Consider the following 14,451-nt stretch of genomic DNA (forward strand, 5'->3'; position numbering starts at 1 on the left):
CCAACCATGGCAAATGCACTTGTTTTCATTGATAACCCGGGAGCAGCTCTCAAGAAGAGCAGCCTGGAGCTCCTGACCATCGCCCGCTCGCTGGGGGAGACCGCCGTCGCCTTCACCGGTGAGTTGACCGACGACGTCGCCGCGACGTTGGGCGCGTACGGCGCCACCACGGTTTTCCAGCCGTCGGTGGACGACCTCGACAACTACTTGGTGGGGCCGAAGGCTGCCTATCTGGCAGCTGCAGTGGCAGCGTCCGGCGCTACGGCCGTCTTGGTGGATAACTCGCCTGAGGGCAAGGAAATTGCGGGCAGGCTTGGCATTAAGCTCAACGCCGGCGTCATTACCGATGTGGTGGGCGTTGAGGCTGACGGCACTGCGCATAAGTCGGTGTTGGCAGGTTCCTACAACACCACCGCGAAAGCCACTACTCCGGTGACCGTCCTTTCGGTCAAGGCCAACAACGTGGAACCTGCTCCGGCCGGTGCTGCAACTGCACCGGCCACTGCCACTGTTCAGGTTCCCGCCGAGGGCCTGGCGAACTCCGCACGCATCGCAGCCCGCACCGAGAAGCCTGTCAGCGGGCGGCCGGACCTCAGCGAGGCCAGGATCGTCGTAGCCGGCGGTCGCGGCGTGGATGGTGACTTCGGGCCCGTTGAGGAGCTCGCGGATGCCTTGGGTGCAGCTGTGGGTGCATCCCGCGCTGCTACCGATGCAGGTTGGATCGGCCATGATGCACAGGTTGGCCAGACCGGCGTCACAGTGTCGCCGCAGTTGTACATCTCGGCTGGCATTTCAGGTGCCATCCAGCAGAAGGCGGGCATGCAGACCTCCAAGGTCATCGTGGCCATCAACAAGGACGCAGAATCGCCAGTATTCGAGATTGCGGACTACGGCATCATTGGGGACCTTTTCAAGGTGCTGCCGCAGGCCACTGCCGAAATCCAGAAGCGGAAAGGCTGATCCCTTTGCCTACTGACGTTCCGTCAGCAAAGAGCCCGTTCGACGCCTCCACGGAGCGCGTTGAGCGGGTGCTTTGTTTTACTGCCCATCCCGACGACATCGATTTTGGTGCTGCAGGGACCATCGCGGCCTGGACGGCTGCCGGGGTCGAGGTCAGTTATTGCATCATGACCGATGGGGATGCCGGCGGTTTCGACCCCTTGGACCGCGAAAGGATCACTGATCTACGGGCCGAGGAGCAAAGGCGCGCAGCTGCTCTGGTGGGTGTCACGGATATCCACTACCTTCACGAGCGGGACGGGTACCTGGAACCGACTCATGGCGTCATCAAGCAGGTAGTGAAGCTGATTCGCGAAATCCGTCCGGACATTGTGCTGACAATGCACCCGGAACGGAACTGGGACCGCCTCCAGAAGAGCCACCCGGACCACCTTGCCGCGGGGGAAGCCGTGACCAGGGCGGTCTATCCGGCAGTGGAGAATCCGTTCGCCTACCCGGAGCTGGCCGCGGCCGGGCTGGAGGCCTTCAAGTTGCCGTGGCTGTGGTTTATCTCCAGCCCGGAGTCCAGGGAGAACCACTCTGTGGATGTTTCGGAGCATGTGGACGCGAAGCTTGACGCCATCAGGGTCCATGCGAGCCAGCATCCCGATATCGAGGGAATGGAACGCGTGGTCAGGGCCATGATGCTGGGCAATGGTGAGCGGGCCGGCCTGCCCGACGGAGCGAGCGCAGAGTTCTTCCATGTAGTTGCAGTCAACGGATCCACCACCATCGCAGGGTTCTGACGTTGCCGTGGTGTAACCCGTGTCATATGCTTGATCTCGGTTAAATCATATTTATTCGAGGAAGGCAGACTTTGATGGCGAAGACTGCGCAACAACCCGTACTGGTGATTATGGGAGTCTCCGGTTCCGGCAAGTCCACCGTGGCCGGCGTTCTCGCCGGGAAGCTTGGATGGGATCTCGCCGAAGGCGACGACCTGCACCCAGAGGCCAACGTGGCCAAGATGCAATCGGGGCTGGCTCTTAGCGATGAGGACCGGTGGCCCTGGCTGGGCATCATCTCGGACTGGATCCGTGAGCGCGCGGATGCCGGAACTCCGGCAATCATTACGTGCTCGGCTCTCAAAAAGAAGTATCGCGATGTGCTCCGCGGCGAGAACGTCGTTTTCGTCTTCCTGCAGGGGAGCAAGGACAAGATTTCCGATCGACTGGCCTCCAGGCACGGCCACTTCATGCCGCCGTCCCTCCTGGAATCACAGTTCGACGCCCTTGAGGAACCGACGGAGGACGAGAGCTACATCTCCCTGTGTGTTTCGGCGTCTCCTGCCGAAGAAGCGGACGAGGTTATTGAACGCCTCGGCCTGCACCCTGTAGTTGCCGGTACCGAAACGAACGCTTCGTGAGGTTCCTGGAGGCCGCCACAGAGGTACAGGAATGGACGGCGCATGACACCCAGTTGCTGGTGGTCGCAGCGCTGGGCATCGCCCTGATTGTGGTGCTGATCGCCAAACTGAAACTGCACCCGTTCCTTGCGCTGGTTCTGGGCTCGGCTTTCGTTGGCCTGGCGTCAGGCGTGGAGCTGGGCAAGGTCATCACCAACTTCGAGGACGGCGTTGGGGGAGTCCTCAAGGAAGTTGGCCTGCTTATTGCCCTGGGGGCCATGCTCGGCAAGCTGCTGGCCGATTCCGGTGGCGCAAACCGTGTGGTGGACACGTTGCTGGCCAAGGCGAGCGGAAACAAGCTGGTCTGGATGATCACTCTTGTAGCCGTCATCATCGGCCTGCCGATGTTCTTCGAAATCGGGCTCGTCTTGTTGCTTCCGGTGATAGTCCTGGTGACTCAACGGTCCAAAATGAAACTGATGCGCATTGCGATCCCGGCGCTGGCTGGACTGTCGGTCCTTCACGGGCTGGTGCCACCGCACCCGGGACCACTGATCGCGATCAGTGCAGTCAAAGCGGAGTTGGGAACAACACTGGGCCTTGGCATCCTCGTAGCGATTCCCACAGTGATCATCTGTGGTCCGCTTTTCTCACGGTTGGCTGCCCGCTGGGTCCCCGTTGACGCGCCCGCCGTAGCCGGTGGCATCGACACCCAGCACGCAGCGGACCTGAGCGAAGTGAAACGCCAGCCGTCGTTCCTGGTGACCCTGTTGACGATCATTTTCCCGGTGGTCCTCATGCTGTTGAAGGCTTTGGGCGGCATCATCTGGCCCAATCCTGAAACAGCGCCGGCAATCAGGATCTTCTTCGACTTCGTGGGCCAGCCCCTGGTGGCCATGACACTGGCAGTCCTTCTGGCGATCGTAACGTTCGGGTATGCGGTGGGCTTCACGGGAAGCAGGATCACAGCCAAGTTGGGTGAAAGCCTGGGGCCCATTGCCGCCATCCTCCTCATCGTGGGTGCCGGCGGTGGTTTCAAGCAAACCCTGGTTGGCGCCGGTGTGGGCGACGCTGTCAAGAAATGGGCCGAGGGCGCCAACATGTCAGTCCTGGTGCTCGGATTCATCGTGGCTGTGGCTCTGCGCCTGGCCACGGGTTCAGCAACAGTGGCTACAGTGACGGCGGCGGGCATTGTGGCGCCCCTTGCCAGCAGCCTGAGCCCGACGCACGCAGCTCTGTTGGCTTTGGCTATTGGCGCAGGTTCCTTGTTCCTGTCCCACGTCAACGACGCCGGATTCTGGTTGGTCAAGGAACTGTTCGGGCTAACTGTCGGGCAGACCTTCAAAACCTGGTCCGTGATGGAGACACTGATCTCCGTGGTGGGCTTCGGCTTTGTGATGCTTCTATCGCTCGTGTTGTAGCTGCCGAAACAACCTCGTGAAAGCGCGACGGCGGCCGTCCCTTAGGTGGGACGGCCGCCGTCGTGCGTTGATTTTCAAGAGTCAGGCGCTGAGCCCAACCACCAGAACAGGGTCCGTGGTTGGGGCGCTCGATCCGCCCGTGGGTTCCACAGTGATGGCTACGGACGAAGCTGACGCCAGTCCCTTCACGACGGCCGGCTTGGACAGCGTCTGGGCATCCATGGTGCCCTGCGGTACCGGGGCAGAGCCGTCCTTGGGGAGGGTCCACAACTGGTAGACCTTGCCTTCCGGCGCGGGAGCTACGCCATCCATCAGAACCACGAAGGAATCCTTCGCCGATGATGCTGAGATGGTGGCCGTACCACCGCCGGGAACAGGCGCAGAGGTCTTCTGGACGTCCTGCGCTTGGAGCACCTGGTTGACGGGGTCGTTCTGTGCCGTGACGTAGGTGCCTACTCCGATCCCACCGAGGGCAATCACTGCTGCAGCCGCGGCGCCGATGATCCATCGGCGCGCGCCACCGGCGCGTGTACGCTCCTCACGCCTCATCCTGGCGGCAGCGAGGTCGTCGACGGCGGGGCTTTCCACCGAGGGAACCGTCGGCTCTGCGACGGGCTGGGCGGCGGCATCCTTGGTGATGCGCTCCAGGATGTTGTCGAAGAGACCTGCAGGCGGTTCTTCCTCCGGGGCAAAGCTGACAGCCAAGGTTTCGCGCGCTTCGCGGACCCGTTCCAGGAACTCAGTGCGTTCCGGGGCGTCCTTGATGTAGTCGTCGATCATGGCCCGTTCGTGGTCGCTCAAGGCGTCCAGGGCGTAGATTTCCGCCAGCTCGAGGACTCGGCCCTCGGCGAGGTCGGTAGCGATGTCGTTGGCAAACATTCTGCGGATAAAGCCTCCACCGGTGTTTTCGCTCATATCAACCCACCCCCAAGCAGGTCTTCAGTCGCAGCAGTCCATCACGGATGCGGGACTTGATGGTCGGGACGGCCGCGCCGAGGTGCTCCGCCACCTCCCGATATGTCAGGCCGCCATAGTAGGCGAGCCGGACTGATTCACGTTGGGTGTCCGTCAGCGTGCCGAGGCATCTGCTGACCGCCTCGGCCTCCATGTTGGTATCGGCTTCCTCAGCTACCAGGTCACGGTCCGGGTCCTGGCTCGCTGCGCCGTACTTGGCTTCGCGGTCAGTGGCCGCCTGCACAGCGCGGACCCGGTCAATGGCTCGTCGATGAGCGATGGTCATGAGCCAAGCCAGCGGGGTCCCTGCGGCGCGGTCAAACTTTGCTGCACCTTGCCATACCTGGAGATATACCTCTTGAGTGGCGTCCTCGCTGAGGTCAGGGTCTATCAGGACGCGCCGTGCCATGCCGAAGACGCGCCGCGAGGTCAGGCGGTAGAACTCAGCAAAAGCCTGCTGGTCGCCTGCTGCCAGGAGCTCAAGCAAAGCAGTCAGCTGCGAGTTCAAGTCTGTCGCGCTGCCGGTGGCCTCGAAGACCGGTGGGCCGGGATTGTTGGGGATGTCCATCACCGTCCAGCATATGTCGTCCCGTTTGAAACCGGCAGCATCACGGGTTTGCGTCGACGGCGCGGCGGTGCAGCGGCTTGCCGTCATCACCCTGGTCTGCAGCGCGCTCACGTAGGCTCCCTCGATGAATATCCACGGCAGGACTTGTTCCTGCATAAGGTATTCGGCGCAGATGCCCCGTTGGATGGGCTAGACCTTGGCGCCGGCAAATCCGTTCTGACGCCAAGCCTCGAAGACGGCGATGGATGCAGCGTTGGCAAGATTCAGTGAACGTAGGGAAGGTTTCATGGGAAGGCGAACACGGGCGGTGACGTGCGGGTCCTGCTTGAGCCAGTCCGGCAGTCCCATGGATTCCGGGCCGAACATGAGGACGTCCCCCTCGCGGTAGCTGATATCCGTGTACGAGGTCTCGCCGTCCGAGGTGTAGGCGAAAACGCGCTCGGGCTTAAGGGCAGTCCATGCGGCGTCGATGTCCTTGTGCACCGTGACTACCGCGAGATCGTGGTAGTCAAGACCGGCGCGGCGCAGCTTGGCATCGGAAAAGTCGAAGCCGAGAGGTTCCACCAGGTGGAGCTCAGCCCCTGTGATGGCGGCCAAGCGGATGGCGTTGCCCGTATTGCCCGGGATTTCTGGGGTGTGGAAGAGGATTCGGAACACTGTTACATCCTAGTCAGCCCGTGGACCGGTCGCCGTTGCCGATCGCGGAGCATCGCAGGGTGGAAGCAAACTCAGCGTGGGCGGGCTCAGTGCATTCCGCGAAGAAGACGGGCCAACACAGGCACCACCACGGTGTTTGGCGCCGGCCCTGAACTGAGGAATTGCTTCAGTCCCCTCACCAGGCCTGCCGCGTTGACTACCTCCACGGCATTGTTGCTCGACTGTCCCTTGCCGTACTGGTCAATGACGGGTTCGTGAAGATTTCCGTCAGGACTGTGAAGGACCACCCAGCCGGTGACATTGAGTTCCGGAAAAAGGTCCTGCATGTGCCGCACGATGTGCGCGAGCTGTGGAGGAGCCACCGAACGGCCGCCATGGCGCAGCGAATGGCCATCCCATGCATAGGCGCCTTTGGGCAACAGCATGGAACCGATCAATGCCAGCCGATAGCCGGACAGGACAGCGTGGTCAATGTGGTTGTTATCCGACGGTGAGCGCAGGCCATTGATCAGCCGGGCTGCGGGTATGGCGGGCAGGACTTGCCGGCTGATGAGCTGGACCGTGCGCATTTCGCGCTGGATACGGGCCTCGGCACCAAAAATACCCCGTTTTCGGGGGAGCCCGTGGACCTGCTGGGCCGCTTCCGCCGCTGAGATGAGCGGAACCTCGTTGGGATCGTCAAAGGAGGGAACGTACACCGCGGGATCACCGGCAGTGTTGCGCTGGGCTTGGGGCCGTTTGACGTTTGTTGTGGCGGAGGGACCCGGGGCGGCGGTACCTGAGTAATCACCGGGCCGAGGCTGGCTCACACCCGAAGCGCCCTGGGCATACCTTCGGTCGTAGTCGGCCCTGCGCCGGGGATCAATGAGCGTTTCGTACGCGAGGGTCACGCGCCGGAACATCTCCGCTTCTCCGCCATGATCGGGGTGGGCTTTCCGGGCAGCCTTGCGGTAGGCCACTTTGATCTCCTTGTCCGTAGCGGTGACGGAAACGCGGAGAACCTGATAGTGCGAACTGCTGCCCTCGGCCAAGCACGGGCCCTTCTCTATGGTGATGGTCGCACCTCTGAAGAGGTACGGTACAGGCAAGTTTATCCAGCCACTATGTGAACGTCGGTAACGGGGCGTGTGGTTCCCGCTGGCATAATTCAGGCTGTGAAACCTCCGGCGGCCGAGAACCCCTACAGTACGCCGATGAAAATCAGTACGCCGATGAAAATCGCTGTTGCCATTAATCCCGCGGCCTCTTTTGGTCGTACGCGCAATGTGGGGTACCAAGCCGCAGAATTCATCCGCGCCGCCGGGTGGGACGTCGTCGTGCTTGAAGCGGAAAACTATGGCGCCCTCCGGAGAGCCGTGGACAGGACGCTGGTAACCGGGGTGGAAGTGTTGGTAGTGGTGGGTGGCGACGGCATGGTTCACCTGGGCGTGAATGCGCTCGCAGGGTTTGACATCCCCCTCGGCATCGTTCCCGGCGGGACAGGCAATGACGTGGCGCGGCTGTTGGCTTTGCCCTTGAAGGACACCCAGGCCGCGTGCCGCCGACTGCTGGATGCGCTGGAAACCGGCGGACGCAGGATCGACGCCGGCAGGATCACCGCAGGCAGCCGGACGACGTACTTCGCCGGCGTCCTCTCCGCCGGGTTCGATGCAGCCGTCAACGAGCGGGCCAACTCGTGGAGCTGGCCGCGGGGAAAGAGCCGTTACAACCTTGCGATGCTCAGGGAGCTGCTCTCTTTCCGCCGGATCAGCTACACCGTCACTGCCGATGACGTCACCTGGATTCAACCTGCCCTGCTCATTTCGGTGGCCAACGGGCAGTTCATTGGCGGGGGCATGAAGATTACCCCTGAGGCGGTGCCCGATGATGGCTGGCTGGACATGTTCGTGGTCAAGCCCCTGTCCAGACTCCGTTTCCTGGCTGTGTTTCCCAAGGTTTTCGCCGGGAAGCACACCAACCATCCCGCCGTGGAGATCCGGCGCGTCCGGAAGGTGCGTCTGGAAGCCGCAGGAGTAGTGGCATACGCGGACGGCGAGCGAATCGCCGAATTGCCTGTGGACGTCGATGTAGTTCCTGCCGGTTTATGGGTTCTCGCGTAATGAGCCCCGCTGCGGCGGGCAGCTAGACTCGATCGCGGTGACAGGCCGCGGGAAGTGGGCGGCGAGTCGGTCGGCACGGTTCCGACACCATATTCCAGACCGCACGGCAAGGAGACAAAGTGGCGAGCAACGTTCGACGACGACTGGCCGGCCTGGTTGCCATCGGAGCCGCCGGTGTTCTGCTGGCTGGCTGCAGCGTCAACGTCCCTGACCCTGCTGCGCCCAAACCGTCGCCGTCGGTATCCACGCTGGCAACTCCCACCATCACTCCGGGTCACGACGCGGCCGCGGTGGCTGCGAAGGACTTGCCGCTCACGGCGGGAGGGACTTTGGCCCCGGGGGAGCCCGTGACCGTTTCCACGCGCTTGGAGGAGGTTCCAGGTTGGTCCGTGGTTCACTCCGCTTTGCAGGGCGAAAACAGGTACAAGAAGACTGACGGGTGCACACTCGCGGTCCGGGTCAGCGTGAATCAGGGCCCGCTGGTGGTTGCTGGCGACGACGCCGCGTCAACCAAGGAACTGTTCACTTACCTCAATGCAGGTGCGCTGGATGGTCTGAAGCCGGCGTCGTTGCGTTGGGGAGAAGGATCCGATAAACCCCAACACAGCGTGGAGTTCCTTGGTTTGGAATCTTCGGCAGCATCCGGTGGCAAGTCGGCCCTGGTCCTGGCCAGGTTGTTCAGCGCCCCCGCGTCCTCCGTCTATGTTTCCCTGTCGTGCCCGGATGACGCCACCCTGAAAGCAGCGCGTGCAGAGGCCTTGGCACAGCTCGTCGTGGTCCCGCCGTCCTGATCGTGCCCCGGCATGCGGCACCTATCTGTTGAGGCCGGCATCGGCCGTATGGGGCATCGGTAGAATTAGGGGGTGCCTGTATACCTTGACCATGCTGCCACCACGCCCCTGTCGGCCGAAGCGCTCGCTGTCATGACGCGCGAGCTCGCGCGGACGGGAAACCCTTCGTCGCTGCACGGCGCAGGCCGCCGCGCCAGGCGCGCGGTCGAGGACGCCCGGGAGACCCTGGCAGCTGCGGCCGGGGCCCATCCGTCCGAGGTCATTTTCACTTCCGGCGGTACGGAAGCAGACAACCTGGCTGTTAAGGGGCTTTTTTGGGCCAGGCGGGACGAGGACCCTCGCCGGACGCGCATCCTTTGCTCCGCCGTCGAGCACCATGCGGTCATGGATACCGTCGAATGGCTTGAAAAGCACGAGGGCGCAGAGGTTGTATGGCTTCCCGTGGATCCCGATGGAAAGGTCCGGCTGGAGGCAGTCAAGCAGGAAATCGAACGCGATCCTGGCGCAGTAGCGTTGGTCACCGTGATGTGGGCCAACAATGAAGTCGGCACCATCCAGCCAGTGCTGGAGATCGTGGAGCTGGCGAAGCCGCACGGAATCCCGGTTCACTCCGACGCCGTCCAGGCTTTCGGATCCATCCCTGTGGATTTCCGGCGCTCCGGACTTGCCGCGATGTCCGTCTCGGGGCACAAGCTTGGTGGTCCCGTCGGCGTTGGGGCCCTTTTCCTGGGGCGGGCCGTCAAGCTGACGCCGGTGCAGCACGGCGGCGGCCAAGAGCGTGATGTTCGTTCGGGGACACTGGACACTCCCGCAATTGCTGCCTTTGCCGCAGCCGCTGAAGTTGTGACTGCAAACCTTGCTGCTGAGCGTGAGCGCCTCAGCACGTTACGTGGGCGCCTGATCAGCGGGGTGCGCGAGTCGGTTCCGGATGCAGTCCTCAGGGGTGCAGCCGGAGACGGGAGGCTCCCGGGAAACGCCCATTTCACCTTCCCTGGTTGCGAGGGCGATTCGCTGCTCTTTCTCTTGGACCTGGCCGGCGTCGAGTCCTCTACAGGCTCTGCCTGCACCGCCGGGGTGCCCAGGCCTTCACACGTTCTCCTGGCCATGGGATTGGATGAGGACACTGCCCGTGGCGCCCAGCGTTTCACCCTGGGCCACAATTCCACCACTGAGGATGTGGATGTGCTCCTGAAGGCGCTTCCCGAGGCGTGCCTCAGGGCGCGCCAGGCCGGAATGGCTGGTCACGAATCCAGCATTCAAACGGCGGCGACGGTAGCCCGGCAAGCCTAGGTTGTGGGCTGTACAGAGTCCTCAACACTGTCTTTGACCTCTGGATTCAGAAGCGGGTTCACCACGGTGTTTTAGGGGCAGATGGCGAGGCAGGCTAGAATAGATGGGCACGCCGGCTGTTTCCAGCCGGATCGGTTGCTCCAACTCCCACAGACAGAAAGCCAGCATGCGAGTACTTGCAGCAATGAGCGGCGGAGTTGACTCCGCCGTGGCCGCAGCCCGGGCCGTCGAGGCCGGACACGACGTCGTCGGAGTCCATCTTGCTTTGTCGCGCATGCCTGGCACCCTGCGCACGGGAAGCCGAGGCTGCTGCACCATCGAAGATTCGCGCGATGCTTGGCGAGCCTGCGATGTCCTGGGAATTCCCTACTACGTGTGGGACTTCTCGGAGCGCTTCAAGGAAGACGTCGTCCAGGATTTCATTGACGAGTACGCCGCCGGCAGGACACCGAACCCGTGCATGCGATGCAACGAGCGGATCAAGTTCGCAGCCCTTCTGGAGAAGGCCATCGCCTTGGGTTTCGACGCCGTATGCACCGGACACTACGCAAAGGTCATCGAAGACGCCGACGGTAACCGGGAGCTCCACCGCGCGGCAGATTGGGCCAAGGACCAGAGCTACGTTCTGGGTGTATTGACCCATGAGCAACTGAAGCACTCCATGTTCCCGTTGGCGGACACTCCGTCCAAGGCCGAGGTACGTGCAGAGGCGGAGCGCCGGGGCTTGTCCGTGGCCAACAAGCCGGACAGCCACGACATCTGCTTTATCTCCGATGGCGATACCCGCGGATGGCTGGCCGAAAAGATTGACATGACCACCGGGGACATCGTTGACGAAACGGGTGCCAAAGTCGGCGAGCATCCGGGCGCCAACGCCTTTACGGTGGGGCAGCGTCGAGGCCTGAAATTGGGCACGCCCGCGGCAGATGGCAAGCCGCGGTTCGTCTTGGAGATCCGTCCCAAGGAAAACAAAGTGGTTGTGGGACCGGAAGCCCTGCTGGCAATCGACGAGATCCGCGGCATCAAGGTTTCCTGGGCCGGATTGCCTATTGCCGAAGTGACCACTGGCGTTGAGTTCGACTGCCATGCCCAGGTCAGGGCCCACGGCGACCCCGTTCCGGCGATCGCCCGCGTGGAAACCGTCGCTGATGATTCCGGTGTGGAGAGAGCCCAACTCGTCGTTACGCTGACAGACCCGTTGCGCGGCGTCGCTCCGGGGCAGACCGTGGTTCTCTATCAAGGCAGCCGGGTACTGGGACAGGCAACCATTGATGCTGCCCGTTCCCTACAGAGGGAAGCTCTCTAAGAGCTAAGGCTCTCGCAGCGAAACCTACTGGAAAGTAAATTTTGTGTCTCGAATCACAAAATGAGGGGTTCGCAGCCTTTGAAGTCTGGTTGAATCGTGGAATCAAGAGTGCGCTCCGTCACAAATTACCCACGGCGGCGCGCCGAATCCATCGAACAGAAGGTTCACCAGATGGCACTGAACAAGAAGGCCCTGCACGGCGTTATCGCGCTGGCGGGCATCTCCGCGCTCGCCTTGACGGCATGCACGGGACCCTCCGGCGGCGGCTCATCCTCCGCTCCGGCGGCCGCAGGCCCCATCGCCTACGGCACTACTGACAAAGTCACGTCGCTGGACCCCGCAGGATCCTATGACAACGGTTCATTTATGGTGATGAACCAGGTCTACTCATTCCTGCTCAATTCCAAGCCCGGAGGTGCGGAACCCGTTCCGGACCTCGCTGAATCGTCGTCGTTCACGGCGCCGTCGGAGTACACCGTCAAGCTCAAGTCCGGGCTCAAGTGGGCCAACGGCCACACCTTGGATTCCAAAGACGTGAAGCATTCCTTCGATCGGCAGGTGGCAATCAACGACCCCGCCGGGCCAGCGTCGCTGCTGACCAACATCGAAAGCGTGAGCACACCGGACGCCACCACAGTGGTGTTCAAGTTGAAGAACGCCAACGACCAGACGTTCAGCCAGATCCTCAGCAGCCCCGCCGCGCCGATCGTGGACGATGAAGTCTTCCCGGCAGACAAGATCCTGTCAGACGACGAGATCATCAAGGCCAACGCGTTCTACGGCCAATACACGATTGACAGCTACAAGAAGAACGAACTTGTCAGCTTCAAGGCCTTTGCGGATTACCAGGGTGTTCTTGGCAAGCCGGCCAACGATGCCGCCACCATCAAGTACTACGCCAGCCCAACCAACCTGAAGCTGGAAATCCAGCAAGGAGCCATTGACGTCGCTTTCCGCAGCCTCAGCGCCACGGACATTGACGATCTCCGCAAGGATTCCAAGGTCAAGGTCCTCACCGGTCCGGGTGGCGAGATACGTTACGTCACCTTCAACTTCGACACCATGCCTTATGGAACCAAAGCGGCCGGCGCGGACGCAGCGAAGGCACTGGCCGTTCGCCAGGCCGTAGCCAACCTCGTTGACCGTCAAGCGATCGCTGATCAGGTCTACAAGGGCACCTACCTGCCCCTGTACTCCAATGTTCCCAGCGGATTCCTCGGTGCCAACGAGTCCTTCAAGGATGCCTACGGCGATGACGGAAAGCCCAGCCTGGACAAGGCCAAGAAGGTCTTGACGGACGCCGGCATTACTGAACCTGTGGCCCTGAACCTGCAGTACAACCCGGACCACTACGGCGGATCCTCCGGAGATGAATACGCCATGGTCAAAGAGCAGCTGGAAAAGTCCGGGCTCTTCACTGTGAACCTGCAGTCCACTGAATGGGTCACGTACAGCAAGGCCAGCCGTGCGGACGAATACCCGGTGTTCCAGTTTGGCTGGTTCCCGGACTTCAGCGATGCCGACAACTACCTCACCCCGTTCTTCCCTGAGGGCGGCTTCCTGAAGAACCACTACAACAACGCCACGGTCAACGATCTCATCGGCAAGCAGCTCACCGAAGCGGACAAGACCAAGCGCGAAGCGGCCATCAAGGAAGTCCAGACCGCCCTCGCCAAGGACATCTCCACACTGCCGCTGCTTCAGGGCGCGCAGGTGGCGGTAGCCGGAAGCGGCGTCAATGGAGTTGAGAAGACCCTGGATCCGTCCTTCAAATTCCGCCTGGGCGTAATTTCCAAGTAACCGCACCTTTGCGATGAGAAGGGAGGCGGGACACTGATCCGGTGTCCCGCCTCCTTTGCTGACCACCAACGTGGCCGGCACGCATGAGACAACCCCGCGTAATCCACGGGCAGGAAATGCAGGTAACACATGACAACACTTATTGAGGTCCCTGAGGCGGAGCCCGGGATCGTTGCTCCCAAGAGCAAGTCCAAAGCCGGGGGAGGGCTGGGGAGGTACATCGTGATCAGGTTCTTCCTGATCATTCCCACCGTTTTTATTCTGGTAACACTGGTCTTCTTCCTGATGAGGGTCATCGGAGATCCCATCACCGCATCTCAAGGCGGACGCCTGCCCCCGGACGTCCTGGCCCAACGCATCCACGACGCCGGGTATGACCGTCCGGTCCTGGTTCAGTACTTCGAGTACCTTGGCCAGCTGATCACCGGGAATTTCGGAACCACCATTACTGACCGGCGTCCCGTACTGGAGGTGCTGACCACTTTCGGCGCAGCCACCCTCGAGCTCTCCATCAACGCACTGATCGTGGCCCTCGCAGTCGGTATCCCGTTCGGGCTTGTCGCCGCCCAACACCGGGATAAGACCCCCGATGCCCTGTTGAGGTTTTTCGCCATCCTCTGCTACGCAACCCCGGTTTTCTTCTCGGGACTGCTCCTCAAGCTGACGTTTTCCGTATGGCTCGGCTGGTTCCCGGTAGCCGGCCGTGCCTCCACGCGTACGGAACTCACCATGAGCGCTTTGGCAGCCCCCTCCGGTATCTACTGGCTGGACGCGCTGCGCAGTGGAAACTTCACGGCACTCGGTGACATTGTTTCCCACGCAGTCCTCCCGGCGATCGCACTGGGCTTACTCACCGCCGGTGTTTTCCTTCGCCTGGTCCGCACCAACGTGATCGGAACCCTGGGGAAGGACTACATCGAGGCAGGGCGCTCAAGGGGCGTCAGCGAGTTCCGGCTGGTGACCAAGCACGCCTACAAACCGGCACTGATTCCCATCATTACCGTCATGGGCCTGCAAATAGCCCTGATGCTCGGCGGCGCCATCCTCACCGAAACCACCTTTGAGTGGAAGGGCCTGGGCTACCAGCTGGTGCAGTACTTGAATGCCCGCGACTTCGTGGCCGTCCAAGGCATAGTGGTGCTGCTGGCCATCATCGTCGCCGTCACCAACTTCATCGTGGATATCATTGCCGCGCTCATCGACCCCCGAGTGAGGTACTGA

At 62.0% G+C, this 14,451-nt stretch carries 14 protein-coding genes; 10 read left to right on the forward strand and 4 right to left on the reverse strand.

Annotated features, from left to right (window positions below; all coding sequences use genetic code 11):
* Window positions 1-6 precede the first annotated feature (6 nt).
* From ACIQH5_RS08270 to ACIQH5_RS08285, 4 genes are all read left to right on the forward strand, one after another.
* A complete protein-coding gene (locus tag ACIQH5_RS08270; RefSeq protein WP_400402014.1) occupies window positions 7-960 on the forward strand; it encodes an electron transfer flavoprotein subunit alpha/FixB family protein in 954 nt (317 codons plus the stop codon).
* A gap of 5 nt (window positions 961-965) precedes the next feature.
* Window positions 966-1,745 carry a PIG-L deacetylase family protein gene (locus ACIQH5_RS08275; protein WP_400402016.1) on the forward strand — a complete coding sequence of 260 codons (780 nt, stop codon included), beginning with the start codon at window positions 966-968 and terminating at the stop codon, window positions 1,743-1,745.
* A gap of 74 nt (window positions 1,746-1,819) precedes the next feature.
* Window positions 1,820-2,365, forward strand: coding sequence for a gluconokinase (locus tag ACIQH5_RS08280; protein ID WP_400402018.1), 546 nt, complete (start codon window positions 1,820-1,822; stop codon window positions 2,363-2,365).
* On the forward strand, window positions 2,362-3,765 hold the full coding sequence (locus ACIQH5_RS08285) for a gluconate:H+ symporter (RefSeq protein WP_400402019.1): 1,404 nt from the start codon (window positions 2,362-2,364) through the stop codon (window positions 3,763-3,765). The genes ACIQH5_RS08280 and ACIQH5_RS08285 overlap by 4 nt, the downstream gene beginning before the upstream one ends.
* 81 nt (window positions 3,766-3,846) lie before the next feature.
* Here the strand turns inward: ACIQH5_RS08285 and ACIQH5_RS08290 are convergent, their stop codons facing one another.
* The 4 genes from ACIQH5_RS08290 to ACIQH5_RS08305 all read right to left on the reverse strand — a co-directional run bounded on the left by ACIQH5_RS08290 (window position 3,847) and on the right by ACIQH5_RS08305 (window position 6,975).
* The gene (locus ACIQH5_RS08290) at window positions 3,847-4,680 is read right to left on the reverse strand and encodes an anti-sigma factor domain-containing protein (protein WP_400402022.1); all 834 of its coding nucleotides are present in this window, start codon (window positions 4,678-4,680) and stop codon (window positions 3,847-3,849) included.
* A 1-nt stretch (window position 4,681) separates the two neighbouring features.
* A complete protein-coding gene (sigK, locus tag ACIQH5_RS08295; RefSeq protein ID WP_400402485.1) occupies window positions 4,682-5,287 on the reverse strand; it encodes an ECF RNA polymerase sigma factor SigK in 606 nt (201 codons plus the stop codon).
* A 189-nt stretch (window positions 5,288-5,476) separates the two neighbouring features.
* Window positions 5,477-5,944 carry a tRNA (cytidine(34)-2'-O)-methyltransferase gene (locus ACIQH5_RS08300; protein WP_400402023.1) on the reverse strand — a complete coding sequence of 156 codons (468 nt, stop codon included), beginning with the start codon at window positions 5,942-5,944 and terminating at the stop codon, window positions 5,477-5,479.
* Between the two features lie 86 nt (window positions 5,945-6,030).
* Window positions 6,031-6,975 carry a J domain-containing protein gene (locus ACIQH5_RS08305; protein WP_400402024.1) on the reverse strand — a complete coding sequence of 315 codons (945 nt, stop codon included), beginning with the start codon at window positions 6,973-6,975 and terminating at the stop codon, window positions 6,031-6,033.
* A gap of 162 nt (window positions 6,976-7,137) precedes the next feature.
* Here ACIQH5_RS08305 and ACIQH5_RS08310 point away from each other — a divergent pair, with 162 nt between their 5' ends.
* The 6 genes from ACIQH5_RS08310 to ACIQH5_RS08335 all read left to right on the forward strand — a co-directional run bounded on the left by ACIQH5_RS08310 (window position 7,138) and on the right by ACIQH5_RS08335 (window position 14,451).
* Entirely contained in the window at window positions 7,138-8,043 is a 906-nt protein-coding gene (locus ACIQH5_RS08310) for a diacylglycerol/lipid kinase family protein (protein WP_400402026.1), read from the forward strand.
* Between the two features lie 119 nt (window positions 8,044-8,162).
* On the forward strand, window positions 8,163-8,834 hold the full coding sequence (locus ACIQH5_RS08315; protein ID WP_400402027.1) for a hypothetical protein: 672 nt from the start codon (window positions 8,163-8,165) through the stop codon (window positions 8,832-8,834).
* 72 nt (window positions 8,835-8,906) lie between these two features.
* Window positions 8,907-10,124: a cysteine desulfurase family protein gene (locus ACIQH5_RS08320; protein ID WP_400402028.1), complete on the forward strand. Its 1,218-nt coding sequence runs from the start codon at window positions 8,907-8,909 to the stop codon at window positions 10,122-10,124.
* A 184-nt stretch (window positions 10,125-10,308) separates the two neighbouring features.
* Window positions 10,309-11,430: a tRNA 2-thiouridine(34) synthase MnmA gene (gene mnmA, locus ACIQH5_RS08325; RefSeq protein WP_400402488.1), complete on the forward strand. Its 1,122-nt coding sequence runs from the start codon at window positions 10,309-10,311 to the stop codon at window positions 11,428-11,430.
* A 171-nt stretch (window positions 11,431-11,601) separates the two neighbouring features.
* The gene (locus ACIQH5_RS08330; RefSeq protein WP_400402030.1) at window positions 11,602-13,230 is read left to right on the forward strand and encodes an ABC transporter substrate-binding protein; all 1,629 of its coding nucleotides are present in this window, start codon (window positions 11,602-11,604) and stop codon (window positions 13,228-13,230) included.
* A gap of 129 nt (window positions 13,231-13,359) precedes the next feature.
* Entirely contained in the window at window positions 13,360-14,451 is a 1,092-nt protein-coding gene (locus ACIQH5_RS08335; protein ID WP_400402031.1) for an ABC transporter permease, read from the forward strand.

The sequence above is a fragment of the Paenarthrobacter sp. NPDC091711 genome (genome assembly GCF_044756605.1).
Lineage (GTDB): Bacteria > Actinomycetota > Actinomycetes > Actinomycetales > Micrococcaceae > Arthrobacter.